A 25222-nucleotide genomic window follows, 5' to 3' on the forward strand; every position below is an offset into this window, starting at 1 on the left:
TTATCCACAACAAGATGAATAAAGTTGGCACTTATTTGTGAATAATTGTAAAACTCGCTCAACAAAAGCCAAAAAGTTTAAAAAACATACAAATATGGCGTTATAAACATAATTAATACAGTTTAAACACACCCTTACCAACAGACCAACTAATTGTTTTATAAAGATAAATAGAATTCAATTCACAGATTTAGCATTAATAGAGTTTTTTTACCTTTTTACCCTCTGTTTAAAAAAGTACATATATAAGTGCTGAAAAAATCTTTCTATTTATGGCATTTACCACCAAATAAGGTTTGATATAACCGTACGGATTCACTACAATCTCGTGCCTTAAAATTTGCTCTGTAGGGCTTCAGCCAGCCAATATTCGAGCACAAACGAACATTAAGTAGGACTGACTGATGAAAAGAACTTTTCAACCAAGCGTTTTAAAACGCGCACGTAACCACGGCTTCCGCGCTCGCATGGCAACTAAAAGCGGCCGCGCTATTATCAACCGTCGTCGTGCTAAAGGCCGCAAGCGTCTGTCTGCCTAATCGGTAGCAGTCGCTGGTCTGGTTATCGTTGAATGACCAAACACGAATATCCCCGGCAGTTACGTTTGCTAACTGCCGGGGATTTCAAATACGTCTTCGATGATGCCTCCGTTAAGGCGCACGACCAGCGTGTTTTAATTCTCGCCCGTCCCAACGGACTCGATCATCCACGCATCGGGTTTGTCATTTCTAAAAAAAATATACGTAGAGCAGTGAAACGTAACCTCGTTCGACGTATTATTCGCGAGTCTTTTCGCCTGAATCAACATAAATTGCCTGCTTTAGACATGGTAGTACTGGCGCGTCCCGGTTTAGGGGATCTCAGTACAGAAGATATTCATGCCTTATCTATGAAAAGCTGGAATAAGTTAATTCAGAAAGCCAATAACGCACACAACAAGCAAGTGAAACGGTCTTAATCCCATGGATGTAAAGCGAGTCATACTGATTGCCGCTCTGTCATTAATCTCTTACATGCTAATTTTGCAGTGGAATGAAGATTACGGACAGAAACCAACAGCCGAAGCACCGGTAGCCTCTGTTTCTGCCTATGGTAGTAAAACAGCCACTGGTGACCTCCCTGCAACAGGCACTGCTCAAGCTACGGCAGATATTCCTGCGACTAGCGATAGCGCAGAACAGCCAGCCGCCGCTCAAACCAGCAGCGCACAAATCATTACGGTTACCACACCGGTTCAAGATGTCTTAATTGACACTAAAGGTGGTGACATTATTCAACTCGCGCTTCCAGAGCAAAAAGCGAGCCTTAATAGTGATCAACCTTTCCTACTTCTTGAACAAACGCCTAACCGCACGTACGTTTCTCAAAGCGGTTTAGTGGGTCGTGATGGTCCTGATGCTAATAAAGATGGTCGCCCTGTATATACGGCCGATCAAACCAGCTACACCCAGGAAGGTGATCAAACTCTTTTTGTTGATCTAAAATACACAACGCCTGAAGGTGTGCAGATCACTAAGCGTTTCACTTTCACCGAAGGTGCGCACAATATTGGAGTTGAATATTTAATCAACAACCAATCCAACGCTGAGTTTAAAGCCAACCTATTCGGTCAAATTAAGCGTGATAACAGCGAAGATCCAAACGGATCACCTGATATGGGCATGCAGTCATATTTAGGCCCAGTGTTTTCTACAACAGAAAATAGCTATCAGAAGTATTCATTTAGTGACATCGACGATGATGGCAACTTTAAGCAAACATCGGAAGATGGCTGGGTTGCGATGGTTCAACACTATTTTGTGACGTCATGGATACCAGCACCAGGTGCCGAGTACACGTACAGCACACGCAAAATCAACAACAACTATATTGCTGGCTTTATTTCACCTGAGCTAACTGTTGCTCCAGGTTCAGAAGCAAGCGTAGGCGCGCATTTTTATGCTGGCCCTAAAAACGTTGATGAAATGGAAGCAGCGGCACCCAAACTCGATAAAACCATCGATTTTGGCGTATTGTGGTGGATTGCTTCTCCGCTCTACATGCTACTTAAAGCATTGCACGGCTTCTTGGGTAACTGGGGCTTAGCGATTATCGGTATTACGCTGATTGTTAAAGCTGTTCTATTCCCATTAAACGCAAAAGCGTTTAAGTCCATGGCTAAAATGCGTAAATTTGCTCCTGAAATGAAGCGCATGAAAGAGATGTATGGTGACGATCGCCAGAAGATGTCTCAAGCTATGATGCAACTTTACAAGAAAGAGAAGATCAATCCATTGGGCGGATGTTTGCCAATGGTTGCACAAATGCCGATCTTCATTGCTTTGTATTGGGTACTGGCTGAATCCGTTGAGCTTCGCCATGCAGAGTTCTTATACCTAGCTGACTTATCAGCGAAAGACCCATACTTCATCCTGCCAATTATCATGGGTGCAAGTATGTTTATTCAGCAAACACTTAACCCTGCACCACCTGATCCAATGCAGGCCAAAGTGATGAAAATGCTGCCAATCCTGTTTACTTTCTTCTTCCTGTGGTTCCCTGCAGGTCTGACACTGTACTGGGTTGTGAACAACATCCTGTCGATTGCACAGCAATATGTAATCAACAAACAAATAGAAGCGGGCGACAGCAAAGCCTCCTAGGCATACGCTCAGCGACTACAGGCTCCTTCGGGAGCCTTTTTTATGAGTAAAAAATCGCTATTATACGGTGAGTTGAACAACCTCATGTACACCAGCACCGCGACTCAATAACCCAACACCCGGAGCATTTGATGACAAGCTACACACAAGACACCATTGCAGCGCAAGCAACCGCACCCGGTCGTGGCGGGGTAGGGATTGTCCGTGTATCAGGGCCTAAAGCGGCTCTCATCGCTGAATCTGTTCTTGGGTATGCCCCCAAGCCACGCTACGCCCATTACAGCCCGTTTAAGGATGAGCAGGGTAATGAGTTAGATGAAGGGATAGCACTTTACTTCCCTGGGCCTAATTCGTTTACCGGTGAAGATGTATTTGAACTACAAGGCCACGGCGGTCCGGTCGTCATGGACTTTTTATTGCAGCGCGTCCAATCACTAGGCGCGAGGTTGGCTAGACCGGGTGAGTTCTCGGAGCGAGCCTTCCTCAATGATAAGCTCGATTTGGCCCAAGCAGAGGCCATAGCGGATTTAATCGACAGCTCTTCCCAGCATGCAGCACGCTGCGCCTTACGCTCATTGCAAGGTGAGTTCTCGCGCCGTATTGACCACCTAGTCGAATCGCTAATCCATTTGCGCATCTATGTTGAAGCGGCAATCGATTTTCCAGAGGAAGAAATCGACTTCCTAGCGGATGGTAAGGTACTCAACGATTTACATAGCATTATCAACAATTTAGAAAACGTACAAACAGAAGCCAAACAAGGTAGCCTGATTCGCGAAGGCATGAGCGTGGTTATTGCCGGCCGTCCTAATGCGGGCAAATCGAGCTTACTGAATGCGCTAGCCGGACGCGAAACAGCCATTGTGACCGACATAGAAGGCACAACTCGCGACGTTTTACGCGAACATATTCACATTGATGGTATGCCATTACACATTATCGATACGGCAGGCTTACGAGACGCTCCTGATGAAGTTGAGCGCATAGGCATCCAGCGCGCGTGGGATGAGATACAAAAAGCGGACCGTGTTTTGCTGATGGTCGATAGTATGCGCAACAATGCCGATGACCCGCATCAAATCTGGCCAGAGTTTGTCGATCAGCTGAACGATGATAGTAAAATTACCGTGATTCGTAACAAAGCTGACTTAAGTGGCGAGACGATAGGCCAAACACAAGCGCATGGTTACCCGCTTATCAACTTATCAGCGAAAGCAGGCGAGGGGATTAATATCCTGCGCGACCACTTAAAACAATGCATGGGGTATCAAGCGACTACCGAAGGCGGTTTTCTTGCCCGACGCCGCCACTTAGAAGCGCTAGATACGGCACATGAGTTACTCATCACCGGCCGTGACCAACTGCAAATGCACGGCGCCGGTGAACTGCTCGCTGAAGATTTACGACAAGCACAGCACGCCTTGGGCGAAATAACAGGTCAGTTCACTAGCGACGATTTATTAGGACGTATTTTTTCTAGTTTCTGTATTGGGAAGTAATCTGCTACGTATTATCCGATGGCAATTTTAGCACTCGGATAGCGCAGCTTTTTAATCCGTGGGCTCGCCAAGAAATACGCTAGCGTGAGCGGCCCCAAGCGTCCCATAAACATCAAGAAGATTAGAATAAACTCCCCAGCTTCGGATAATGACGTGGTGAGACCTCGAGATAACCCGACTGTTCCTAACGCAGAAACGGCCTCAAACACAATATCCAACATATCGGCTTCCTCACTGAGTAACAGGCAGAAAATAGCGATCCACGTTACACCGGCCGATATAATGGTTAAAGCAAGCGCTTTGCTTACGGTTTCTTTCGGTATTTCACGCTTTAAGAAATGCACGGCGCCATCTCGGCGTAAGTAATTATAGGTGGCCATCACCAACACCATAAAAGTCACAACTTTAATACCACTAGCAGTACTCATAGAACCGCCACCAATAAACATAAGCATCAACATTAAGGCGGTTGTTGCATCTTCGAGTTGATCAATGGCTACCGTATTAAAGCCAGCCGTTCGCGTTGTCACGGCTTGGAACCAGGACGCCAGCCATTTACCGGATTCACTTAAAGGCGCCAGCGTATTGGGGTTGTTGTATTCAATACAATAAATAGCAATGACAGCTACAGAGTTGATAACCACCGTTCCTAAAATCATCATCTTGCTATAGAGCGACAGCTTGGCCCATCGCTTATTCTTCACTAAGTCGATCCAAACAGAAAACCCTAAGCCTCCTGCTATAAAGAGCCCTGTAATGGTCATGTTGATGACTGGATCAGCAACATAAGGCGTTAAGCTGTCGGCCCTCAATGCAAACCCAGCATTGTTGAACGCGCTAATGGTATAAAAAAAACTATGGTACAAACTGGTTTGCCACCCTAAAGGCTCTAACCAATAGAGAAACAACACTAACATGCCGATCAGCTCAATAATCATCGAGAAGATAAGCACCGACTTAGCCGTTGATACGAGCGTTGATGCATCCGTCTGATTAAACGCTTCACGGGCAACCGTAAACTGAAGAAAGCTAATTTTTCCACCCAAGGCAATCAGGGTGACTATCGCCAAGGTCATTAACCCCAACCCCCCGCACTGTATGAGGAGGGCAATAATGAGGTGTCCGTATACAGTAAAGGTCGTGCCTGTATCCACTACCGCTAAGCCAGTAACGGTGACCGCGGATGTCGAGGTAAAAACACTCTGCACCCAGGAGATAGGCACATGCGTCGCCATTGGCAGCTTAAGTAAACAAGTGCCGAGCGCAATGAGTAAAAGAAAACCTCCACATAGAATCAGCGGCGGAGCGGCTGCAATTTTGCCTGACGCTTTTGGTTTTCGCTCCAAAGGACTGATACTAGGATGCCACTGTTCCATATTAGATCAGCCGGGGAGCCAAGTACTGTAGCTCGGCACGTGTGCCACACAACAAGAGCACGTCATTGGTGAGGAGCGCAAAGTCATGCCCGAGTTTAGTAAACTTAGTGGGGCCTCGTTTGACGAGAATAGCGTCTACTGAACCTCGCAGATCTTTAAGTACTAGCCCAATAGTCGAGCCATTGAGTTTCTCTTTAATTGGGATTTCTACCACATGTAAGCCATGACCCAGCGATAGGTAATTATTAACCATGGGATAATTCAAGGCCTGTGCTACCCGGATCCCCATTTCTTCTTCGGGGTGAATGATCCGTGAAACACCTAGCTTGGACACGATGGTGTGGTGCGCTTTGCTACTGGCTTTTACCCATATGTTTTTCACACCAACGTTTTTTAAGGCCAGCGTGCTCAACAAGCTAGCTTCCATGTCCTCGCCAATCGCCACTAACACGACGTTACTGCTGTTAAGGTCTAGCTCACGTAAAGCCCCTTCATCGGACGCGTCACAGATAACCATTTGCGTTAAGTTATCAGCGTATTTTTCTGCGATTTTGGGATCTAGATCTACCCCTGTCACCGTATGCCCTAGATGGATCAACTCTAAACTAGCGGCGATACCAAAACGGCCTAAACCGATCACAGTAAAATGGGCCATCGTTTGTACCTTATCAATGACAATTTCTAAAGCGTGTATTTAATCATCCTGCGGATTAAAAACACACCTACTTTTCACATCCATTTCACCTTGTGCAGATTACGTTAGGCTCATTCAATCCGACAGCCTGAGTAGCCCAATGCCACAACACATTTCCTCTAAGGTCACCGCCACCTCTGGACCCATCACTGCGTTAAGTCTATCAAGCCAACAACTGACGTTAGTTATTGCTGGTTTATTAACCCTTTTTTACAACACAGCCCTGTGGCAAACACTACTTAACACATTCCCAGAGCTAAACGCAGGGCGGGTACTATTTTTTACCTCGTTTGTTCTCTTTATAGCCGCCGCACTTTCCATCATCCTGACAATTTTTAGCGCTAAATATGTGCAAAAACCCGTACTGATATTCATTTTAATGACGGCTGCCCCTGTTACCTACTTTATGAACACCTACGGTGTCGTTATTGATAAAGAGATGGTACAAAATACTTTTGAAACAGACCCGGCTGAAGCATACGATTTACTCAGCGGCAAACTATTCCTCTACCTATTAGTATTGGGCGTGATCCCGTCCATTGTCGTCCTGCGCACTCGTATCCGTTATCGTCCTTTTTGGCCCGAACTACGTAACAAAGTACTGCTGATTATCGGCTGTATCCTCGTCATCGGGGCCATCGACCTTTCTTTCGCTAAAGAATACTCGTCCACTTTCCGAAACAACCGACAGATACGCCACTTAATTGTCCCTAGTAATTATTTGTACTACACCAGCCGTTACCTCGCTGGCGCGTATGATGAACAAGCACGCGTGTTAGAGCCCGTCGGCCAAGATGCCAAAATGGGGGACATTTGGCCCAACACCGCAGTAACAAGCAAAGCGCCAACGCTCTCACTTATCGGCTCAGCAAAAGCAGCCGTCAAAACTCACTTTAAGCCCGTGATCACGGTTGTGGTTGTAGGAGAAACCGCACGCGCAATGAACTTCTCACTCAACGGCTATGGGCGCGACACTAACCCGCTTCTGAGCAAACAGCCACTGATAAATTTCTCGCAGATGTCGTCGTGCGGCACGAGTACTGCGGTCTCAGTACCCTGCATGTTTTCAGACATTACACATGACGATTACGACGCTAACCGCGTGCACTCACGCGAGAATGTTTTAGACGTTCTATCACATGCCGGTGCCACAGTTTTATGGAGGGATAACAACTCTGGCTGCAAAGGCGTGTGTGCTCGCGTAAAGAGCGAAGACATTAACGACTATAAAGCCGATCAGTTCTGTGATGGCAGCGAGTGCTACGACGAAGTGATGTTGAATGGTTTAGATGCCTACCTGAATAAGATCTACACGCAACAAACCAGCGACAATATTGTTATCGTGTTACACCAGAAAGGCAGCCATGGGCCAGCCTACTCAAAACGCTACCCGGCGAGCTTTAATCAGTTTACACCTGTCTGCGATACCGCTGATTTAGAGCAATGCAGCCGAGAGGAGATCACCAATGCTTACGACAACACGATTCTATATACCGATTATTTTCTCAACCAAGTGATTAACTTTTTACAACAACACGAAGACCGCTTTGTCAGTAGCATGATCTACCTATCCGATCACGGTGAGTCGTTAGGTGAGGCGAACGTATACCTTCACGGTTTGCCTTATTTTATGGCGCCTGAAGAGCAAACCCATGTGCCCTTTATGACTTGGTTCTCACCCAATTATCTTTCACAGCTAAAGATCAGCGCGCCGTGTATCGAACAAAAAGCCGATCAAGCCGTCAGCCAAGATAACCTCTTCCATTCATTGCTGGGGTTACTCGACATACAAACAAACGCTTATCAACCGACGCTCGATCTCTTTGGTACTTGCCGGAAGCCGATGTAATGCCTAATCATTTTATGCGTAATCACTTAGTCATACCGCTGATTGTGTTTAGTGTAATAGCCACCTGTTTTGAATGGCAACAGTGGGATCTTGCAATCGCTAAAACCCTATATGGATGGGAAGGCGGGCAGTGGGCACTCAAAGATAACTGGTGGCTTACCAGTGTATTTCATACCGGCGCACGCAATGCCATGTCAGTGTTGGCGCTGTTAGTGTTAGCCACTTGGTTGCTCAGCACTGCGCTAGCATCTCTAAAGGGTTGGAGACGGCCGCTCTCGTATCTTGTAATTAGCCTATTGCTGTCGGTCATTATCGTCGCACTAGGGAAGCGCTTAACTAATGTAGAGTGCCCGTGGAGCCTCTCGCTATTTGGTGGCGACCGCCCATATTTTCCAATCTTCTCCGTCCATATGTTTATGCCGTCAACTTCTGAGTGCTTTCCGGCAGGGCATGCCAGTGCAGGCTACGCCTGGTTTGGAGTCTATTTTGTGTGTGTAAAACATGCACCACGTTGGCGCTGGTGGGGATTAGCGTGTGTGATAGCGTTGGGGGTCTTGTTTGGCGGGGTTCAACAGCTACGAGGGGCGCATTTTGTATCGCACGACCTATGGACAATGGCTATTTGCTGGTGGGTAGCAGTGATATGCTCTCCAATATTGAATCGCCCTATACAACCCAGCACGCTGAATAGCTCCAAGGGTATGCAAAGAGAACCGCGCACATGCTAGTACTCGTTGTTGATGATGATATCGACATACTCACAACCATTGCCGACCAACTAGCACTGTACGGCATTGATACCGACTGTGCTCGTAATGGCCAGCAAGCTCTGACGCTAACCCAGCGCCACACTTACGATGTGATTGTGCTAGACATCATGATGCCGGGGCTTGATGGTCTATCAACGTGCCAAACACTCCGCAGAGAAGGTTGTACCACACCTATTGTGTTCTTAACCGCACGCGATACGTTGGACGATAAAATCACAGGGTTTAGCACAGGTGCTGATGATTACCTTGTAAAACCCTTCGCGATGAAAGAGCTCCTGTACCGTGTTAAAGCGTTGAGCCAACGTGTCTCTCGACATCAGGTACGCACACTTCACTGGGGAGAAATTACGCTGGATGTTGAGCAAGCTAGCGCACAACGCTCAGGGCAAACGCTGCGGCTTAATGCGCTTCAATTTAAGTTACTGAAGTTACTCGTATCACACGCGCCGAGCATTGTCTCACGCGAGCAAATGGAGCATGCTTTATGGCACGATGAGCCGCCTGATAGCGATGCACTGCGCAGCCATTTGTATCAATTACGCCAAATCCTAGACAAACCCTTTAGCTTCCCCATGCTAGAAACAGTCAGGGGAGTGGGCTATCGACTTGTCGATACCCAGGAGCCAGCTCAATGACATTACTTTCATCTTGGCGGCGGCGCTTTAAGCGCCTTAGCTATACGCAGCGCGTGATGCTTGCTATTGGCAGCTATACATTCTCGATTATGCTGGTGGTTATGCTTGGGATATGGGCGTTTATTGAGTACAGTGAAACGGATGATGAGCGTGAGATTGCGCTAGCTATTCATGAAGCAGTCGGTTTACTTGCCCAAGCCCCTCAAAACTCAGCAAACACGCCCATACATACCTCGTACTTTGACTTGTACCTATCGCAAGCGCAACTACCCGCTACGATTCAGCAAAGCGAGTTAGCGCCTGGGCTCACACCTCTTGAAAGCGGCGGTTCGTTGTGGGTCAGTATAAACCCCGCAACACAGCAGCCGTACTTTTTGCTCTTTCATGCCAACGAAGAATCAAACCTGATAGAAACAGAGTTTGATGATATTTTATTTATTGTCGCCGCGGTGGTGTTATCAACCCTCTTAACCCTCTTGATGGTTCGCTGGATGGCAAAAAGCTTAGCCGCTCCCGTAGTGAGCCTCACGCGACAAGTCGAGCACTTTGATATCAACCAAGGAAACTTCCCGCGCTTGGACCGGGATGACGAAATAGGGCAGCTCAGCCATGCTTTTGGTGACTTAATCCAACGTATGCATCAATTCATGAAACGGGAACAAGACTTTACCCGCTTTGCCAGTCACGAGTTACGCTCACCTATTACTGTCATCAGAGGAAACCTCGACATACTGCAAGAAAGTCTACCGGACAACCCTATACATGAGCGTATCGTTACACGCATGAATACAGCAATACAGCGAGTTTCACTGCTGATCGATGGTTTTTTATGGCTGGGCCGAGAAAAGCACAACACCAATATGCCCATAGAAACCGTAAACGCCGCGCAACTGCGCACCCTACTCAACAGTTTAACCGAGCACCTAGCCCCCGAGAGCCGGGCACGTTTGTCTTGTGAAGTAGGAGAAATCCATTGGCACATTCGGCCACTGATGCTTTCCATCTTGCTCGACAACTTACTACGCAATGCTTTACAGCATAGTGACCAGTCTGTCAGCCTTAACGCAAATGGGCAAAAACTAACAATCACCAACCCAATTAGCAACGCCATCGACGGCGAGCAACAAGGAGTAGGCTTACAAATTGTGAATCGGATATGTGAGGCCAGCCGATGGGATTATGACATCAACCAAAGCGGCAACTGCTTTAGTTTTAGCGTGACTATTCGCGATATTGCAGCCACCGAATAATGCTCATGGCTTATGCTTATTTAGAGTAATTTCAAGACAGGTTCTTGAAGCTTTGCAAACTGCTCTTTGAGTTCGAGCAAATGCTCACCCCAATAGCGCTCTGTGTTAAACCAAGGAAAGCTCATAGGAAAAGCGGGGTCTTCCCAGCGGCGCCCAATCCAAGCGGCATAATTCATCATACGCAGCGTTCTAAGCGCTTCCACTAAATGCAGTTCACGTGGGTTGAACGACGCAAACTCATTATAGCCATCGATCACTTCGCCTAACTGCAGCTCTTGTTGGTGGCGGTCACCTGTTAGCAACATCCACAAATCTTGAATGGCGGGTGCCATACGCGCATCATCAAAATCAACAAAATGCGGCATATCATCACGCCACAATATATTGCCGCCATGGCAATCACCATGCACGCGCTGATAAACAACATCACCAGCACGTTTAAAAGCGGCATCTATCTCTCGTAGCAAGTCAGACGTTAGGCTGTCATAAGCGGCTTTGAGCGACGCAGGAATCAGTTCGCGGCTAATAAAGTCAGTGCTATCAATGCCATAACTTTGAATATCAAGAGTAGGGCGATGCTTAAAAGGCTCTGCTTGCCCCGCTAGGTGAATACGTCCAAGCGTATTACCCAACTGGAACAAGTGCTCAGGATCCTCTAATTCAGGTGCTCGGCCGCCTTTGCGCACAAATAAAGAGAAGCGGTAGTCGTCATATGAGAATAGCGTTTGCCCTGTATCACTCTTAATCGGTGCCACCACCGATAAATCTTGCTCGACCAACTGCGCCATAAAACGATGTTCTTCGCCTATTTGCTCATCAGTCCAACGCTGAGGGCGGTAAAATTTGGCGATAAGTGGTTCGGATTCATCGATTCCTACTTGGTAAACGCGGTTTTCATAGCTATTGAGTGCCATGATGCGTCCATCACTTAAATACCCGATAGACTCAACCGCATCAATTACTGTATCTGGCTTGAGTTCATAAAAGGGTTGTTTGTTATCGCTCAAAGTACGGCCTCGGTGTTAAAAAACAGGGAGTTACTCGTAAAAATCGGGCACAGTATAACACAACTCTGCACCCCCCCCGACGGTCTCTCATACTCGACCTTAGGCGATATAGCAGGCTAGTTAAACCACCACTACTTGGCTTTTGCCCCTTTTTCAATCTCAGTAGAGGCTTTAACGATCTTTAATATCTCATTACAAGCACTATCACTAACTTGCATGGTCTCAAATAAGAGCAACAGTAAATCAGCCGAAAACATCCCCTTACTCACCTTACTTCGGAGGTTTTCTGCGGTAAGGTACACTCCTTTAGCATCTAAATCGGATACTAGATCGTCGTACTTTAGCTCTTTGAGTACCATCGTGGAACGGATGTAACGGGAAAGCGCATTACGATAAATGGCTAGACTGGACTTGTTTTGAATACTTTGCTCTGGATTCACGTAGAGGCTCCTCTTCAGATGGTCTGCCAGTTATTTGCCGAAAACAAACGACAGCAATATTCACTATTGTGCGATAAATGTTGACTTTATGATATATTAATTTAAATTGTGACTTATAAATCACGCCAAGGAGTAAGATAATGGCTTGGACATTTGATAGTGTAAAAACATTAATTGAAACGCAAGAAAACTGGGTAGTTGAATCAGAAGGTGATTGCCTAAGCGTTTCTAATGACGAAGGAGTAGATGCGTTTGTATACGCAGGTGAGCAGCAACTAGTTGTAGAAACACCACTATTCCCATTAAGCAAAGTCAATCAGCCAGATGCGCTCAATCTACTCGTCTTAAAAACGCATCAGCTGTTGCCGCTCACGACGATTGGCATCAAGCACATTGGTGATGAAGATTACTACGTTGCCTTTGGCTCACTATCTATCGATAGCAAAGACACCGTTGTTTTAGAAGAGATCGAAACGCTCTTCTTAAACGTGGCGGAATTTATAGAACTCTACTCTGATTACCTCATACAGGAGACACACGCATGAGTCTTAAAAAATTATGGACCGCACTCAAAGGTGGCGTGAACGAAGCGACTGAAGCCGCGGCTGATAGTCAATCCATCCGTATCTTAGATCAGGAACTAAGAGAAGCTAAAAACGAACTGGTTGCCTGCGACCAGAATTTGGCCAAAATTATGGCCAAGCGTAAGCTGACAGAGAAAAAAGTAGCGTCTCTTAACGAAGAAGTTGTCACTTACACTAACCATGCAATTACCGCATCAGAAAAAGGCGACGAGGCCTTAGCTTTAGAATGTGCCGAAAAAGTGGCCGACTTAGAAGTTGCCTTGGCAACGGAGCAAGAGATCCTAAATGGCTTCTCGCAGTCTGAAAAAGCCTTAAAGGAAAACATTCAAAAGGCCAAAACCAACGTGCGCCGCATGGAGCAGCAAATTGATCAGATCAAAGCGACAGCTTCTGTTCAAAAAGCGCAAGTCGCTGTGTCATCGCGCCACATGGGTGCTAACAGCAAGGTTAAAACCGCGTTGGATAGCCTAGACCGCATCAAGCAAAAGCAGCAAGAAAAGGCAGCGGAGCTAGAAGCGGCAGAAGAAATGGCGGCAGAAGAGAGCGGCAGCAGCTTAGACGCTCGCTTAAAAGCTTCGGGCATTGTGCCCGGCGGTCAAGCTTCGGGCAAAGACAAGCTAGCCGAACTACTGGCTAAAAAAGCATCTAATACATAATGCTTGGGCCTGCACGTCCACTGTGCAGGCCTTCCTCTTTTAAGGTAACATGTGCGGACACGGATGTAGTATTAGCTAAGCACATCAATTGAAAGGGATTATTGTGTTTAAAAAATTTTTCAAAGGCATGTCAACACAAGCTCCAACGGAACCTGACATCCCCTCCATTTTAGGTCTTCGCCTTGGCTGCAGCTTTGAGTTAGACAGCCTGATGCTGAGATTAGTTACTGATGATCTTGTCAGCAATAACATAGCCACCACCCAGATTATTCAGGCTGTCGGATTAGTCGAGCTAGATGGCACCTACATTTTTAGATTCTATACCGACGACGAAGCTTTTCTACAGGTAGTTGCTACTAGCCTCAACGATGTCGATGTGGTTGACGTCAAGCTTTTCCATTTTTACGACACTTTAGACATTGCCGACAAAAGCCGCTGGACTAGGTTGCTCGATAAAGACATAGGGCAAGCTACCTACACTCTCGAACAACAAACCTATCAACGTGTTTGGACATCATTAACGGATTACCATGCACCGGTACATATGCTAGAAACAACCTATGATGAGAAAGGTGAAACTAGCCAAACAGATCAGTTTACGATGCTCTTTGAGCGTCCTATTTCGGATGGTCAAACAGAATCACTGTTTTTATCTGCCGAAGAAGTTGAAGAAACGCCCGGGACTTTAACGCGTTGTTTAGTGATCAGTACCGGCATTACCCTCTCACCTGCACAAATAACCATTTACGGTTAGTCATTGACTCAAGGAACCTCAATGTTAGAACAAACACTCAACGGGATTGGCCACTTTGCTATCTATTTTGCCGCATCATTAGTTGCTCTCATTGTCTTCAAAGTGATTTATACCCTGATCACTCCTCATGACGAGTGGGCCTTAATTAAACAGCAGCAAAACACCTCAGCGGCCATTGGCTTTGGCGGCGGTATCATTGGATTCGCTATTGCGTTGAGTGGGTCCATTACCAATTCTGTTTCTCTTGTAGACTTTGCTATTTGGGCCGTTGTCGCTCTAGTCGCACAGAGCATTGCATTCGCTATTGTACGCTTTGTCTTCATGCCCAAAATCGTGACTCGTATCGAAGACGGTGAAATTAGTGCTGGTGTCATCTTGGCCGCGGTCAGCATTTCTGTTGGTCTTCTCAATGCGGCATGCATGACTTACTGAGGGCGCCACGATGAAACGATCTAAATTTGTTGATCTACCCCGTCTAAAAAAAGGTAAGCGGCAAGGCATTAAGCCCTTATCCATAGCCGTTACTGCTGCTTTAGTCGGTTGCTCATCCAATAGTGGTGAAGATGTTGTCGTCGTTAATAGTGTTAATGACTGTGTCGCTAATACCTCTTTTGATCAAGAGCAGTGCACTCTGGCCTATCAGCAGGCTCTAAAAGAGGCGGAGCAAACCGCACCTAAGTACAGCTCTCAATATGATTGCGAAGCTGAATTTGGCCACGCAAGCTGCCGACAGAATAGCTCCGGCTTTTTTATGCCCTTTATGACGGGGTACTTGATCAGCTCGGCACTGAACAGTTTTAGTAATCAACGCTACTACCATCCGGTGTATACCTATCAAGGCCGCAGCGGCTCAGCTCGTGTTTTATCCGATGGAACGCCGTTAAAGTCCATGGGTAATGGTCGCTACAAAGCGCCTTCCAATACCTCAACAAAAGCGATGCCAACCGTGACTCGAACAATCTCACGTGGTGGTTTCGGCTCAAAAGCATCAGCCAAAGCCAGCTGGGGATCTAGCCGATCTGGCGGCAGTTGGGGAGGGTAGCCGGTGCTGCGCATTCCGGTTCAAGAGCGCAAAAACTGGCAGGAAGTCGCAAATGAATACGGCTTCCTGTTTCATACCATGCATGGCGAACGTTATTGGGATGAAAGCGCTTATTATCAATTCAGCCTTCAACAAATTGAAGATGATATAGAAGCCCCTACCGAAGAAATCCACCAAATGTGCCTGCATACAGTAGGGCAAGTAGTCGCTGATGATCAATGGATGCGCCGCTTCCGTATTCCCGAAGCCCATTGGGATTTTGTGCGCCAGTCATGGCTAAACAAGGACCCCAGCCTTTATTCGCGGTTGGATTTCGCCTATAACGGCTCAAGCCCTGCAAAACTCTACGAAAACAATGCCGATACGCCTACTAGCCTCTACGAAACCGGTTTCTGGCAATGGTTGTGGTTAGAGCAAATGGCCAATGCCGGAAGAGTAAGCCGCGAAAGTGATCAATTTAACAGCCTGCAAGACAAGCTCATCTCACAATTCCATCATTTGCTGTCACAGCGAGAAAACCCTAACGAGATCCTTCATTTTGCCTGCTGCAAAGGCACTGATGAAGACCGAGGAACGGTTCAATACCTAGAAGACTGTGCAGCAGAAGTCGGCATTAAGACAGCCTTTGTATACGTAGAAGATATTGGCAGAGATGCACAAGGGCGATTCACGGATAGCCAAAACCAAGTAATTACTTGGATATTTAAACTCTACCCATGGGAATTTATGTTTGATGAAGAATACGGCGATTTGCTCGGCGAGCATCCCGTTAGTTTTATTGAACCGCCATGGAAAAGTATTTTATCGAATAAAGCTCTCATGCCTATGTTATGGCAACTCTTTCCAGAGCACCCCAACTTGCTGCCAGCGTTCTTTGAAGACGAGATAGCCTTAATGGACACTAACAAAACGTGGGTCAAAAAACCTATCTATTCTCGCGAAGGCGCCAACATAACGATTCGTAAAGGCCAGCAGTCCTTAGTTTCTTCTGACGGTCCTTATGGCGAAGAGGGTTTTATCTTCCAAGAAGCCCATATGCTGCCCAAGTTTGGTAATAATTACACCTTAATAGGAAGTTGGCTGGTCAACGATAAAGCGGCTGGTATCTCGGTAAGAGAAGATACAGGGCCCATTACACAGGATATGAGCCGGTATCTGCCTCATATTATTTTGGGGTAACGAAGGAGTAACATTTTAGGTGTTCATAGAGAAAATTAAACACGTTGTGTTTTCCGTTTTTTTTAAGGCAGATGCGGTATCTACGCTCGCTGTAACCTTGCTTTATGTGTTGGTTAGCTACCTACTGCTCGTCCTAGCTGGCGAGCACGACATCACAGCGTGGGAAAACTTTGGTTATTGGTTAGCTGTTACTGCCTCAACGGTAGGTTATGGTGACCTTTCTCCAAGTACCCTTTGGGGGAAGGTAGCCGTTAGCTTATGGGTGATTCCAGTAGGGTTAAGCATATTTGCATTTTTGATTGCTCGCGTGAGCTTCGCCTTATCGGAGCGAGCATTTAGAGGAAGAAGAGGGCTTCGTCATTTGAACACACAAAACCACACCGTCATCATCGGCTGGAACGAACAACGCACACTGCGTCTCATAGAGCTGTTACTGGATAAACATAACGCGCAAAACCGCGATATCGTCCTTTGTGTTGCCAAAGATATTGAAAATCCGCTGCCTAATAAAATCGGTTTTGTGAAGGTGGAGTCCTTTTCGCATCAAGAAACGATGTCAAAAGCCTGCTTAGAAACGGCGGATCGGATTATTATTGATACTCCGTTAGATGACGTAACGCTAACCACTGCGCTTTACTGCCAAAAAGTTAGCCCAAACAGCCACAAAACGGCTTATTTCCAAGACGAATCCATTGGCGATTTATTACTGTCTCATTGCCCAGGTATCGAAATTATTCCGTCGGTATCCGTCGAGCTACTTGCTAAATCCACCATCGACCCAGGTTCTAGCCAACTGCACAAACAGTTGCTCGATAGCAGCGATGGTATGACTCAGTTCAGCAGTAAATATCAAGGTAATAAAATTGAGTTTGAGCCACTGTTTGATCAATTAAAACGTGATCACGATGCTACGCTGATTGGGGTTCGGCAAGAAGGCAGCCAATCCATCAAACTCAACCCGCCACTGACTCTCTCGGTAGTCCCTGGCGATACCTTGTTTTATATTGCCGCTACTCGGCTAACTACTCTATAAAAGAAGCAAAGGTAACCAATTCGTGCGTCTCCCATGGCATTGTGCTGCCGTGGGAAGCGTACGGAATAACTAAGTATTCAGAATTTGGCTAATGATGCGCTGCTGCTCAAGTAAGGGCAGAAAGCTCCCTTCTATACTATTCACCGCCAATTGCCGCGCCTGCACTTTAGTCATACCTAATGCAGCATGTAGGGCTAAATAGTTTTCGCCTACATAACCACCAAAATAAGCAGGGTCGTCTGAATTAACCGTCACTTTCACACCGCGATCTAGCATCTGGAGAATGGTATGGTCACGCATATCATCAAAAACACGCAGCTTAGTATTAGAAAGCGGGCATACCGTTAACGTTATTTCCTCATCAATAAGGCGCTGCATTAACGTGGGATCCTCAATTGATCGCACCCCGTGATCTATCCGGTCAACACCTAAGGCATCCAAAGCTCCCCACACGTAGGCCGCAGGACCTTCTTCACCGGCATGCGCTACGCACTTAAACCCTTCTGCCTTTGCTTTGGCAAAAACGCGGGCAAATTTCTCAGGTGGATTACCCACTTCCGAGCTATCCAGCCCCACAGCAACAAACAAGTCTCGGTAGGGAAGGGCTTGTGCTAACGTATCCAATGCGGCTTCCTCGCTTAAGTGGCGAAGAAACGACAAAATTAAGTAGCTACTGATGCCCAGCTCAACTTCCCCTTGTTTAAGCGCCGCACTAATACCGTGAATGGCCACCTCAAAAGGAATCCCTCGTTCGGTATGCGTTTGAGGATCATAAAAAGGCTCGGTATGAACAACTCCCTGCGCCTTACAACGCTGCAAATACGCCCACGTTAAATCAAAGAAGTCTTGTTCTGTTTGCAGTACACCTGCGCCCTGATAATAGATATCTAAAAAGTCTTGTAAATTATTGAACTGATAAGCACGACGAATTTCGTTTACATCCGCATACGGCAGAGTAATGCCATTGCGAGTGGCTAACTGCAACATCAGTTCAGGCTCAAGGCTCCCCTCTAGATGTAGGTGCAGTTCAGCTTTAGGTAATTGATCAATAAAATCCTTCATGCTCATAGAACTCTCCTTTTAGCGCTTTTGACGGTACGCGTAGGTATCCCTGAAACGCGATAGTAAGTACTCACCAGCTGAGATTGCCTCATACTTAGGAGGGGAATTTTGATCGCTGCAGCCATCTAAACAATAGATATTGGTATCAAAATTAGGTTCCACAAAAAAGGGAGAGGCATAACGATCCTTTTGTGCCTGATTAACCACTCGGTGAGGCGTTGAGGTGTATCGGTCATTACTCCAACGCGCCATCATATCGCCAATGTTAATCACAAAGGTATCAGGTATGGGCGTTGCATCAATCCAGTCTCCTTGACGGTTCTGGACCTGCAAACCTCCCACTTCATCTTGGTACAGAATCGTAATACAGCCGTAATCTGTATGCGCTCCAGCACCAATTTGATTGTCCTGCGACAAAGCAGAAGCAGGGGGATAATGAATAAAACGCAGCACACTAATAGGGTGCGTAAAGCGGCTGTCAAAATAATCAGGCGCTATACCTAACGCTACGGCAATCCCCTTAAGAATCGTTTTTCCCAGCTCGAGCATACGCCAATAATGGGTTTCCATGGTGGCTTGGAAACCATCAATGTCGGGGTAACGGTTAGGACCATGCAGTGGTTTTTCAGCCAGGACATCGGGGTCATCGGCTAATAAGTGCCGCCCCATATCAAAAGTTTCTTTACAGTCACCAGGCAACGAGGGGTCTAGTTGTTCGGTTGCAATGGCACCGTAACCTCGATGATGCGCAGACTGAGTAATGTCTATTTTAAGCTTTTCGCCCATTGGTTGAGCAAACAGCTGCTTTGCCATGCCAATAACATCGTTCATGGTAGACGTGTCAATCGTGTGGCCTTTGACATAAAAAAAGCCTGTACGTTGGCAAGCATGGTCAATGTGTCGCGCAACATCCACCCAATCGCTTGGGTCTTCGCTGTAGAGCGGCGCAATGTCAATGAGAGGAATATCAGCAGTTGATGTTTCAGGTGTCATAACACACCTCCTTTAGTTCGTTAAAAGAGGGAGTTCGGCATATTGGCGGCCGAACCCAGTGTGTTATTTGTTACTAAGGGGCCGCACCACAGCCCCTAGGTGGTTGAGCGATTTATTTAGGAATGTCGCCTTCTACACCCTCAACATACCAGCTCATGCCAGCGATTTCGCCGTGCGGCAGAACATCACCTTCGGCGACAATCAGTTCGCCGGCTTGGTTTTTGATCGGTCCGGCAAACGGATGTAGCGTGCCTGCTTTAATGCCATCAATCAGCGCTTGTGCTTCTAATGCCACGTCATCCGGTACGTTTTCGCTAAAGCCAGGGATAACAATCTCGTCTTCAGCCATGCCGCCCCAATGGTCGGTTGACTTCCACGTGCCATCCATTACTTCTTGAACACGTTTAATGTAGTAAGGGTCCCAGTTATCAACCACAGACATCAAATGTGCTTTAGGTCCAAAGCTCGACATATCAGACGCCTGGCCTACAGCATAAGCACCACGACGATCAGCCGCTTGCATGGCAGCTGGTGAGTCGGTGTGTTGCAAAATTACATCCACACCCTGATCCATCATCGCATTTGCTGCATCAGCTTCTTTACCCGGATCAAACCAGGTATTGACCCATACTATTTTCAACTCGGCTTCAGGGTTGTATTTATTCAATGCCAATTGAACAGAATTGATGTCACGAATTACCTCAGGAATTGGGAAAGAGGCGATGTAACCAATCTTGTTAGATTTGGTCATTTTTGCAGCCACAAAACCTGCTACATAACGGCCTTCGTAGGTATTGGATACATAGGTACCCATATTTTTGGCCTGTTTATAACCCGTAGCGTGCTCAAAAGTCACTTTAGGGAACTGTTTAGCAACCTTTAGCGTTGGATTCATAAAACCAAACGAGGTCGTGAAAATTAGGTCATTACCTGATTTGGCCAAGTTACGAATGACCCGCTCAGCATCAGCTCCTTCCGGCACGTTCTCAACATAAGTGGTTTCCACTTTATCACCGTAATACGCCTCTACCGCTTTGCGCCCTTGATCGTGCTGATAACTCCAGCCGTGATCACCTATAGGGCCAACATAGACAAAGCCGACTTTAAATGGCTCTGCCGCTTGCGCTGTTAACGCAGCTGCAAGACCAATACCTGCAGCTAGGCCTGTTAGGGCTTTTTTAAACGCGGTTTTTTTCATGAATCCAATCCTCATACCCATGTAATGATTCGTTAAGGGAGCCTGTTGGCTGTTGAGCCTATGAGATGCAAAAAGCTGACCAAAAAGACAGTTTTTTAGATTTCATGCGGACTTGCTAGCCCTAGGGGCTCGCGCAGATCACTGTAGCGCCTTAACACCTTATTTATTCTGCTCTTTTTCGGTGCATCTTGGATGCTAAACGAAACAAACGGTACCCGTCTAGCGCCTTATGTGTTTCTGGCTGCCAGCGGTGTTGCAAACGCTGGTTCCATATCCCACGGGAAACGGATCCATGTATCTTGGCTTACTTCAGTAATAAAGGTATCCACTAGAGGGCAGCCAGCAGGCTTGGCGTAAATAGTTGCAAAGTGCGCTTTAGGTAACATCTCACGAACCACACGTGCTGTTTTACCCGTATCGACTAGGTCATCTACAAGCAAGAAGCCTTCACCATCACCCTCAACCCCTTTAAGAATATTCAGCTCACCTTGCTTCATGGCCTCGGCACCTTCCTCGGCTATACCGTAGCTGGTTACGCACACGGTATCGATCAATCGAATATCTAATTCACGAGCCAAAATCGCCGCAGGAACCAAACCGCCTCGTGTGATCGCTATAATGCCTTTCCACGGGCCCTTTTCCAATAACCGCCATGATAAAGCGCGGCAATTACGGTGCAGCTCATCCCATCCCACCGGAAAGTCGCGATGGTAGGGTAGTTGTGGTGTCGCTTGCGCAGTGGGTTCTGACATCTTACTTTCCTCAATATGGCTCTATCGTCCATAACAATCTGTCAGGACAGTCAGCTAAATCTTTATACAGTTAACGGTAAATAATAACCCAGAGGTCAACTTTTTGCAGCATCCGATAGATCGCTATAACCAATCACGGGCTGTTCTGCGAATGCTTCGCCTGCGCTTCTAAAATCTCGAAGAGGTTGAGTTCGATCCAATCTGCCAACGCTTCAACCTTGCCACTCACCTCAAGCCCTAGCGACGTTAGACTATACTCAACATGCGGCGGAACAACAGGATACGAAACGCGCTTCACAAAGCCATCACCCTCCAGCCCTTGTAAGGTCTGTGCTAGCATTTTCTCGCTAACCCCAGATACCTTACGGCGCAGATCACTAAAGCGGTAAGTCCCTCCGGCTAATGCGACCAAGACTAAAACTCCCCAACGACTCGTTACATGCTTCAATACCTGTCTGGAAGGGCATTGCTCTGCAAATACATCACCGCGCTCCATTCTCACCGACAAAGGTATACCTATTTCACCCTGTATATAAGCAACGTCGGGCGGCGTCTTAGACTTGTCATCATGACTGATCATATCTTTTTTCATACTTACCTTTTTGTACGTACTTACTAAAAGTGAGTTTGGAGTTTAGCATAGATTACATCAAGCGACTTCTTGATTACTGATTCAATCATTTTCGATTCAAAAGGAGCACACTATGATTGCTGTAACCGGAGCGACAGGCCAGCTAGGCCGTTTGGTCATTCATGAACTGCTTAAAACACAACCTGCAAATAGCATTATCGCCGCCGTACGTAGCCCTGAAAAAGCCGAAGACCTTGCGGATCTCGGTGTCGTTGTCCGCCAAGCAGACTATGATCAACCAGCAACGTTAGCCACAGCCTTTAACGGAGCCAAAAAGCTCTTACTCATTTCATCCAGTGAGATCGGAAAACGAGCGGCTCAGCATTCCGCGGTTATTGATGCAGCCAACGCTTCAGGCGTCACCCTCATCGCATACACCAGCCTTTTGCATGCAGATACCTCCCCGCTGGCATTAGCTCAGGAGCATGTCATAACCGAACAAAAGTTAGCCGAATCTGGCGTGCCTTTTGTTCTATTACGCAATGGCTGGTACACCGAAAACTACTTGGCCAGCATACCTTCCGCTCTTGAGCATGGCGCATTCATTGGTGCTGCAGGCAATGGAAAAATAGCCTCAGCACCTCGTGCAGACTATGCCGCCGCCGCTGCCGCCGTCATGGCATCGCCGCAAGATCAAGCAGGCAAAGTTTATGAACTGGCAGGTGATACCGCTTATACGCTTGCCGAATTAGCACATTACCTAAGCGAGACCACGGGCAATACGATCCAATACCAAAACTTACCCGAAGCAGAATTTGCCAAAGTATTGGTTGGCGCGGGTTTGCCTGAAGGCTTCGCAAATATATTGGCAGACTCAGATGCAGGCGCTGCCAAGGGAGCTCTATTTGATAGTAGCCATCAATTAAGTCAGCTGATAGGTAGAAATAGCAAACCAATGACTGAATCTCTTAAAGCGTCACTCTAAGTTTGTAAGATCCGATTAGCACAGAGCAAATAATAAAACGGAACTTTGCCTAGCCTCATCGGTTAAAACAAATATGACTCAAGTAGAGCGTTAGAAACGAATGTCCACTCAATCCTTAGTAAGGGAAACATTATGGCTCAAATAATAGTTGTTTATCATTCAGGGTATGGCCACACCAAAGTGGTAGCTGAAAAAGTAGCTGAAGGTGCTAATGCATCGCTTATCGCTATCGACGAACACGGCGACATCCCCGAGAGCGCATGGGACGAGCTTAATGCCGCCGACGCTATCATTTGGGGCTCCCCAACTTATATGGGTAGCCCGAGCTGGCAGTTTAAAAAGTTTGCAGAAGCCACCTCCAAAATTTGGTTCACCCAAGGCTGGAAAGATAAAGTCTTTGGTGGTTTTACCAACAGCGCTAGCTTCAACGGCGACAAACAAGTTTCATTAATCGCGTTACAAACACTAGCCTCACAACACGGCGGTATTTGGGTGAGCTTAGGCTTATTGCCAAGCAACTCTAAAGATGCAACCCGTAAAGACCTAAACAACCTAGGCGGCTCGGTTGGCCTGCTGGTTCAATCACCATCTGACGCCAGCGTCGATGAAATCCCGCAAGGGGACTTAGACACCGCTGTTTCCTATGGGAAGCGCGTAGCTGAAATCACAGCTAAGCTAGCGTAAATTATTCATGACCATGATAAGGGCGCTTTGCGTCCTTTTTTATTGGCCAACAAGCAGGTAACGTATCTAGTCAATTACTCGCTAAAGGTCTGTTTAGAATGAAAAAGATCGCTATATTCGACTTCGATGGTGTCATCGTCGACAGCTTGATGATCAAACTGGATGCCTTTATCCACTGTTTTGGAATACCACTAACTAAAGAACAGCAAGCACAAGCCAAACGCATTCATCTGTCTACCGGTGGTATTCCTCGGGCCGTTAAAATTCAAATGATGCTTGATACATTTCAATCGGAATCTATAACAGGAAGTATGGATGATTTCTTAGCTCGCTTTCAGATTACGCTAGACGACCGGATGCGATCTCTTACAATAGACGACGCTACTCGCTCAATGCTTTATACATTACAAAAAGAAGGTATAGCAATATTCATCAACAGCGCAGCGCCGGTTAATGAAATTAAAGAGACACTAAAGAATAATCAACTATTGGATTGCTTTGTCGCCGTGTATGGCGGGGATGAACGAAAACCAGAGAACTTCGATAAAATAGCGGCCATCACTGGCCAACATGTGAACCGTGTATTTGTGGGTGATGCCGACTATGACGAACAAGCCGCACACGAACGACACATACCGTTTATTCGCTATGTTGGATACGATGATTTATTCACAACACCGGCTCAGTGCCTTACTGCCAACACCATGCCTGAACTGACTGATATGATTTTAACAACGTTACAATAATACGCCTGCACTCCTCAGCGCAGGCGTATTCACTAAGCGTTTGCTTTTTTACGACGGCTGTAACCGATAGCCGCCAAACCTAAGCCTAGTAATGCGAGTGAAAGTGGTTCCGGCACCTCTTGCTGAGTCGCTGTATTGGGTGCAAGCACACTGGGTGTTCCTGTTAACGTATACGAGACGAAATCTAAGCCTCCTTTAGCATAGGCGTTAACATTCGGCCCATTAGACCACGATAGATTAAGTGTTTGATCACTGGCAAAGCTGGTCCACTGCACATCGCTAATCGACAGGCTACCCATTAGCAGATAATCATAGTGTGGGTAGATAGTGGTGGAAAATATACCCGGTGAAGAGGCGTTCCAAGACAACAGCTGAGTACCATCAATATAAAAGTTAAAGTACTCACTGCTCAAATCGTAGTCGCCCTTAAGCATAAGCCCGAGTGTCACATCAGCGAAGGTGACATTAGTCGGCAAAGTAATTGTCTGCGAGTACGTTTGTGCCGTGTTTACAATGGGGGTTAAATCGGCTGTGATGATGGCCGATTGAGCCGCCCCCGCAATCATCGAAAAACCAACTGCAGCGTAAGCTAATAGTTTCATGACTAATTCCTTAAAATAACTACTGTCTCTAAAAGCAAACATTACGCCACATATTCCAATCCATTGTTTTGCTTTAGTTTTTATAAAAAAGTCTCCAATAAGAAACATTAAATGTAAAAATTACTGACACTTTTAACAGACACATAAAGACAAACCAGAGCTTACACCAAGCATGTGGCAAAAAATCTAATCGCTTTAAACAAACGCTAAACGCTCTTG

28 protein-coding genes are annotated in these 25222 nt (G+C 46.6%); 18 read left to right on the forward strand and 10 right to left on the reverse strand.

Going from position 1 to position 25222, the window contains the following annotated elements:
• Positions 1-404 precede the first annotated feature (404 nt).
• The 4 genes from rpmH (at position 405) to mnmE (ending at position 4141) form a co-directional block, all read left to right on the forward strand.
• Positions 405-539, forward strand: coding sequence for a 50S ribosomal protein L34 (gene rpmH / locus BS617_RS15720; RefSeq protein WP_075173947.1), 135 nt, complete (start codon positions 405-407; stop codon positions 537-539).
• A 32-nt stretch (positions 540-571) separates the two neighbouring features.
• The gene (gene rnpA / locus BS617_RS15725) at positions 572-958 is read left to right on the forward strand and encodes a ribonuclease P protein component (RefSeq protein WP_075173948.1); all 387 of its coding nucleotides are present in this window, start codon (positions 572-574) and stop codon (positions 956-958) included.
• A gap of 4 nt (positions 959-962) precedes the next feature.
• Entirely contained in the window at positions 963-2642 is a 1680-nt protein-coding gene (gene yidC / locus BS617_RS15730) for a membrane protein insertase YidC (RefSeq protein WP_075173949.1), read from the forward strand.
• A 131-nt stretch (positions 2643-2773) separates the two neighbouring features.
• The gene (gene mnmE / locus BS617_RS15735; RefSeq protein ID WP_075173950.1) at positions 2774-4141 is read left to right on the forward strand and encodes a tRNA uridine-5-carboxymethylaminomethyl(34) synthesis GTPase MnmE; all 1368 of its coding nucleotides are present in this window, start codon (positions 2774-2776) and stop codon (positions 4139-4141) included.
• 11 nt (positions 4142-4152) lie between these two features.
• On the opposite strand, the gene BS617_RS15740 is transcribed toward mnmE, so the two are convergent.
• Together BS617_RS15740 and BS617_RS15745 are read right to left on the reverse strand one after the other, a co-directional pair.
• A complete protein-coding gene (locus BS617_RS15740) occupies positions 4153-5517 on the reverse strand; it encodes a TrkH family potassium uptake protein (protein WP_075173951.1) in 1365 nt (454 codons plus the stop codon).
• Position 5518: 1 nt separating this feature from the next.
• Complete coding sequence (locus BS617_RS15745) at positions 5519-6172, reverse strand: potassium channel family protein (protein ID WP_075173952.1); 654 nt, start codon at positions 6170-6172, stop codon at positions 5519-5521.
• A 139-nt stretch (positions 6173-6311) separates the two neighbouring features.
• On the opposite strand from BS617_RS15745, the gene BS617_RS15750 reads away from it, so the two are divergent.
• From BS617_RS15750 to BS617_RS15765, 4 genes are read left to right on the forward strand one after another with little or no spacing between them, the layout of a single operon-like run.
• Complete coding sequence (locus BS617_RS15750; protein ID WP_083610161.1) at positions 6312-8060, forward strand: phosphoethanolamine transferase; 1749 nt, start codon at positions 6312-6314, stop codon at positions 8058-8060.
• Positions 8060-8788: a phosphatase PAP2 family protein gene (locus BS617_RS15755; protein WP_075173953.1), complete on the forward strand. Its 729-nt coding sequence runs from the start codon at positions 8060-8062 to the stop codon at positions 8786-8788. Before BS617_RS15750 ends, BS617_RS15755 begins: the two co-directional genes overlap by 1 nt.
• Entirely contained in the window at positions 8782-9465 is a 684-nt protein-coding gene (locus tag BS617_RS15760) for a response regulator transcription factor (protein WP_075173954.1), read from the forward strand. Before BS617_RS15755 ends, BS617_RS15760 begins: the two co-directional genes overlap by 7 nt.
• Positions 9462-10715, forward strand: coding sequence for a sensor histidine kinase (locus BS617_RS15765; RefSeq protein WP_075173955.1), 1254 nt, complete (start codon positions 9462-9464; stop codon positions 10713-10715). The genes BS617_RS15760 and BS617_RS15765 overlap by 4 nt, the downstream gene beginning before the upstream one ends.
• A 20-nt stretch (positions 10716-10735) precedes the next feature.
• On the opposite strand, the gene BS617_RS15770 is transcribed toward BS617_RS15765, so the two are convergent.
• Together BS617_RS15770 and BS617_RS15775 are read right to left on the reverse strand one after the other, a co-directional pair.
• The gene (locus BS617_RS15770; RefSeq protein WP_075173956.1) at positions 10736-11722 is read right to left on the reverse strand and encodes a serine/threonine protein kinase; all 987 of its coding nucleotides are present in this window, start codon (positions 11720-11722) and stop codon (positions 10736-10738) included.
• A 131-nt stretch (positions 11723-11853) separates the two neighbouring features.
• Complete coding sequence (locus BS617_RS15775) at positions 11854-12162, reverse strand: DUF6471 domain-containing protein (RefSeq protein WP_075173957.1); 309 nt, start codon at positions 12160-12162, stop codon at positions 11854-11856.
• A gap of 140 nt (positions 12163-12302) precedes the next feature.
• Between BS617_RS15775 and BS617_RS15780 the strand changes: the two genes are divergently transcribed.
• From BS617_RS15780 to BS617_RS15810, 7 genes are all read left to right on the forward strand, one after another.
• Positions 12303-12707: a DUF2170 family protein gene (locus BS617_RS15780; RefSeq protein WP_075173958.1), complete on the forward strand. Its 405-nt coding sequence runs from the start codon at positions 12303-12305 to the stop codon at positions 12705-12707.
• Entirely contained in the window at positions 12704-13402 is a 699-nt protein-coding gene (locus BS617_RS15785; protein WP_075173959.1) for a PspA/IM30 family protein, read from the forward strand. The genes BS617_RS15780 and BS617_RS15785 overlap by 4 nt, the downstream gene beginning before the upstream one ends.
• Positions 13403-13505: 103 nt before the next feature.
• Positions 13506-14156 carry a YjfK family protein gene (locus BS617_RS15790; protein ID WP_075173960.1) on the forward strand — a complete coding sequence of 217 codons (651 nt, stop codon included), beginning with the start codon at positions 13506-13508 and terminating at the stop codon, positions 14154-14156.
• A 21-nt stretch (positions 14157-14177) separates the two neighbouring features.
• Positions 14178-14588 (forward strand): DUF350 domain-containing protein, encoded by a 411-nt coding sequence (locus BS617_RS15795; protein ID WP_075173961.1) that lies wholly within the window; start codon positions 14178-14180, stop codon positions 14586-14588.
• Between the two features lie 10 nt (positions 14589-14598).
• Positions 14599-15198: a DUF1190 domain-containing protein gene (locus BS617_RS15800; protein WP_075173962.1), complete on the forward strand. Its 600-nt coding sequence runs from the start codon at positions 14599-14601 to the stop codon at positions 15196-15198.
• Between the two features lie 3 nt (positions 15199-15201).
• Positions 15202-16377, forward strand: a complete 1176-nt coding sequence (locus BS617_RS15805; protein WP_075173963.1) for a glutathionylspermidine synthase family protein — start codon at positions 15202-15204, stop codon at positions 16375-16377.
• A gap of 19 nt (positions 16378-16396) precedes the next feature.
• Entirely contained in the window at positions 16397-17410 is a 1014-nt protein-coding gene (locus BS617_RS15810) for an ion channel (protein WP_075173964.1), read from the forward strand.
• Between the two features lie 69 nt (positions 17411-17479).
• On the opposite strand, the gene BS617_RS15815 is transcribed toward BS617_RS15810, so the two are convergent.
• The 5 genes from BS617_RS15815 to BS617_RS15835 form a co-directional block, all read right to left on the reverse strand.
• A complete protein-coding gene (locus tag BS617_RS15815) occupies positions 17480-18472 on the reverse strand; it encodes an adenosine deaminase (RefSeq protein ID WP_075174112.1) in 993 nt (330 codons plus the stop codon).
• A gap of 18 nt (positions 18473-18490) precedes the next feature.
• Positions 18491-19465, reverse strand: coding sequence for an isopenicillin N synthase family dioxygenase (locus BS617_RS15820; protein WP_075173965.1), 975 nt, complete (start codon positions 19463-19465; stop codon positions 18491-18493).
• Between the two features lie 112 nt (positions 19466-19577).
• Entirely contained in the window at positions 19578-20663 is a 1086-nt protein-coding gene (locus BS617_RS15825) for a BMP family ABC transporter substrate-binding protein (RefSeq protein ID WP_075173966.1), read from the reverse strand.
• Between the two features lie 227 nt (positions 20664-20890).
• Positions 20891-21415 carry a xanthine phosphoribosyltransferase gene (gene gpt / locus BS617_RS15830; RefSeq protein ID WP_075173967.1) on the reverse strand — a complete coding sequence of 175 codons (525 nt, stop codon included), beginning with the start codon at positions 21413-21415 and terminating at the stop codon, positions 20891-20893.
• A 133-nt stretch (positions 21416-21548) separates the two neighbouring features.
• On the reverse strand, positions 21549-22007 hold the full coding sequence (locus BS617_RS15835; protein ID WP_283159794.1) for a winged helix-turn-helix transcriptional regulator: 459 nt from the start codon (positions 22005-22007) through the stop codon (positions 21549-21551).
• Between the two features lie 112 nt (positions 22008-22119).
• On the opposite strand from BS617_RS15835, the gene BS617_RS15840 reads away from it, so the two are divergent.
• From BS617_RS15840 to BS617_RS15850, 3 genes are all read left to right on the forward strand, one after another.
• Positions 22120-22971, forward strand: coding sequence for an SDR family oxidoreductase (locus BS617_RS15840; RefSeq protein WP_075173968.1), 852 nt, complete (start codon positions 22120-22122; stop codon positions 22969-22971).
• A gap of 132 nt (positions 22972-23103) precedes the next feature.
• Entirely contained in the window at positions 23104-23655 is a 552-nt protein-coding gene (locus BS617_RS15845) for a flavodoxin family protein (protein WP_075173969.1), read from the forward strand.
• Positions 23656-23753: 98 nt separating this feature from the next.
• Complete coding sequence (locus BS617_RS15850; protein ID WP_075173970.1) at positions 23754-24401, forward strand: HAD family hydrolase; 648 nt, start codon at positions 23754-23756, stop codon at positions 24399-24401.
• Positions 24402-24433: 32 nt separating this feature from the next.
• On the opposite strand, the gene BS617_RS18330 is transcribed toward BS617_RS15850, so the two are convergent.
• Entirely contained in the window at positions 24434-25003 is a 570-nt protein-coding gene (locus tag BS617_RS18330) for a PEP-CTERM sorting domain-containing protein (protein ID WP_075173971.1), read from the reverse strand.
• Positions 25004-25222 lie beyond the last annotated feature (219 nt).

Origin of the sequence: Neptunomonas phycophila (assembly GCF_001922575.1) — a bacterium.
In the GTDB taxonomy this organism is placed as follows: Bacteria; Pseudomonadota; Gammaproteobacteria; order Pseudomonadales; family Balneatricaceae; genus Neptunomonas; species Neptunomonas phycophila.

What these genes read in the sequence shown, in the direction of transcription:
- rpmH (WP_075173947.1), top strand. Translation starts at nt 405, where the DNA reads ATGAAAAGAACTTTTCAACCAAGCGTTTTAAAACGCGCACGTAACCAC.
- rnpA (WP_075173948.1), top strand. Translation starts at nt 572, where the DNA reads ATGACCAAACACGAATATCCCCGGCAGTTACGTTTGCTAACTGCCGGG.
- yidC (WP_075173949.1), top strand. Translation starts at nt 963, where the DNA reads ATGGATGTAAAGCGAGTCATACTGATTGCCGCTCTGTCATTAATCTCT.
- mnmE (WP_075173950.1), top strand. Translation starts at nt 2,774, where the DNA reads ATGACAAGCTACACACAAGACACCATTGCAGCGCAAGCAACCGCACCC.
- BS617_RS15740 (WP_075173951.1), bottom strand. Translation starts at nt 5,517, where the DNA reads ATGGAACAGTGGCATCCTAGTATCAGTCCTTTGGAGCGAAAACCAAAA.
- BS617_RS15745 (WP_075173952.1), bottom strand. Translation starts at nt 6,172, where the DNA reads ATGGCCCATTTTACTGTGATCGGTTTAGGCCGTTTTGGTATCGCCGCT.
- BS617_RS15750 (WP_083610161.1), top strand. Translation starts at nt 6,312, where the DNA reads ATGCCACAACACATTTCCTCTAAGGTCACCGCCACCTCTGGACCCATC.
- BS617_RS15755 (WP_075173953.1), top strand. Translation starts at nt 8,060, where the DNA reads ATGCCTAATCATTTTATGCGTAATCACTTAGTCATACCGCTGATTGTG.
- BS617_RS15760 (WP_075173954.1), top strand. Translation starts at nt 8,782, where the DNA reads ATGCTAGTACTCGTTGTTGATGATGATATCGACATACTCACAACCATT.
- BS617_RS15765 (WP_075173955.1), top strand. Translation starts at nt 9,462, where the DNA reads ATGACATTACTTTCATCTTGGCGGCGGCGCTTTAAGCGCCTTAGCTAT.
- BS617_RS15780 (WP_075173958.1), top strand. Translation starts at nt 12,303, where the DNA reads ATGGCTTGGACATTTGATAGTGTAAAAACATTAATTGAAACGCAAGAA.
- BS617_RS15785 (WP_075173959.1), top strand. Translation starts at nt 12,704, where the DNA reads ATGAGTCTTAAAAAATTATGGACCGCACTCAAAGGTGGCGTGAACGAA.
- BS617_RS15795 (WP_075173961.1), top strand. Translation starts at nt 14,178, where the DNA reads ATGTTAGAACAAACACTCAACGGGATTGGCCACTTTGCTATCTATTTT.
- BS617_RS15800 (WP_075173962.1), top strand. Translation starts at nt 14,599, where the DNA reads ATGAAACGATCTAAATTTGTTGATCTACCCCGTCTAAAAAAAGGTAAG.
- BS617_RS15815 (WP_075174112.1), bottom strand. Translation starts at nt 18,472, where the DNA reads ATGAAGGATTTTATTGATCAATTACCTAAAGCTGAACTGCACCTACAT.
- BS617_RS15820 (WP_075173965.1), bottom strand. Translation starts at nt 19,465, where the DNA reads ATGACACCTGAAACATCAACTGCTGATATTCCTCTCATTGACATTGCG.
- BS617_RS15825 (WP_075173966.1), bottom strand. Translation starts at nt 20,663, where the DNA reads ATGAAAAAAACCGCGTTTAAAAAAGCCCTAACAGGCCTAGCTGCAGGT.
- gpt (WP_075173967.1), bottom strand. Translation starts at nt 21,415, where the DNA reads ATGTCAGAACCCACTGCGCAAGCGACACCACAACTACCCTACCATCGC.
- BS617_RS15835 (WP_283159794.1), bottom strand. Translation starts at nt 22,007, where the DNA reads ATGAAAAAAGATATGATCAGTCATGATGACAAGTCTAAGACGCCGCCC.
- BS617_RS15840 (WP_075173968.1), top strand. Translation starts at nt 22,120, where the DNA reads ATGATTGCTGTAACCGGAGCGACAGGCCAGCTAGGCCGTTTGGTCATT.
- BS617_RS15845 (WP_075173969.1), top strand. Translation starts at nt 23,104, where the DNA reads ATGGCTCAAATAATAGTTGTTTATCATTCAGGGTATGGCCACACCAAA.
- BS617_RS15850 (WP_075173970.1), top strand. Translation starts at nt 23,754, where the DNA reads ATGAAAAAGATCGCTATATTCGACTTCGATGGTGTCATCGTCGACAGC.
- BS617_RS18330 (WP_075173971.1), bottom strand. Translation starts at nt 25,003, where the DNA reads ATGAAACTATTAGCTTACGCTGCAGTTGGTTTTTCGATGATTGCGGGG.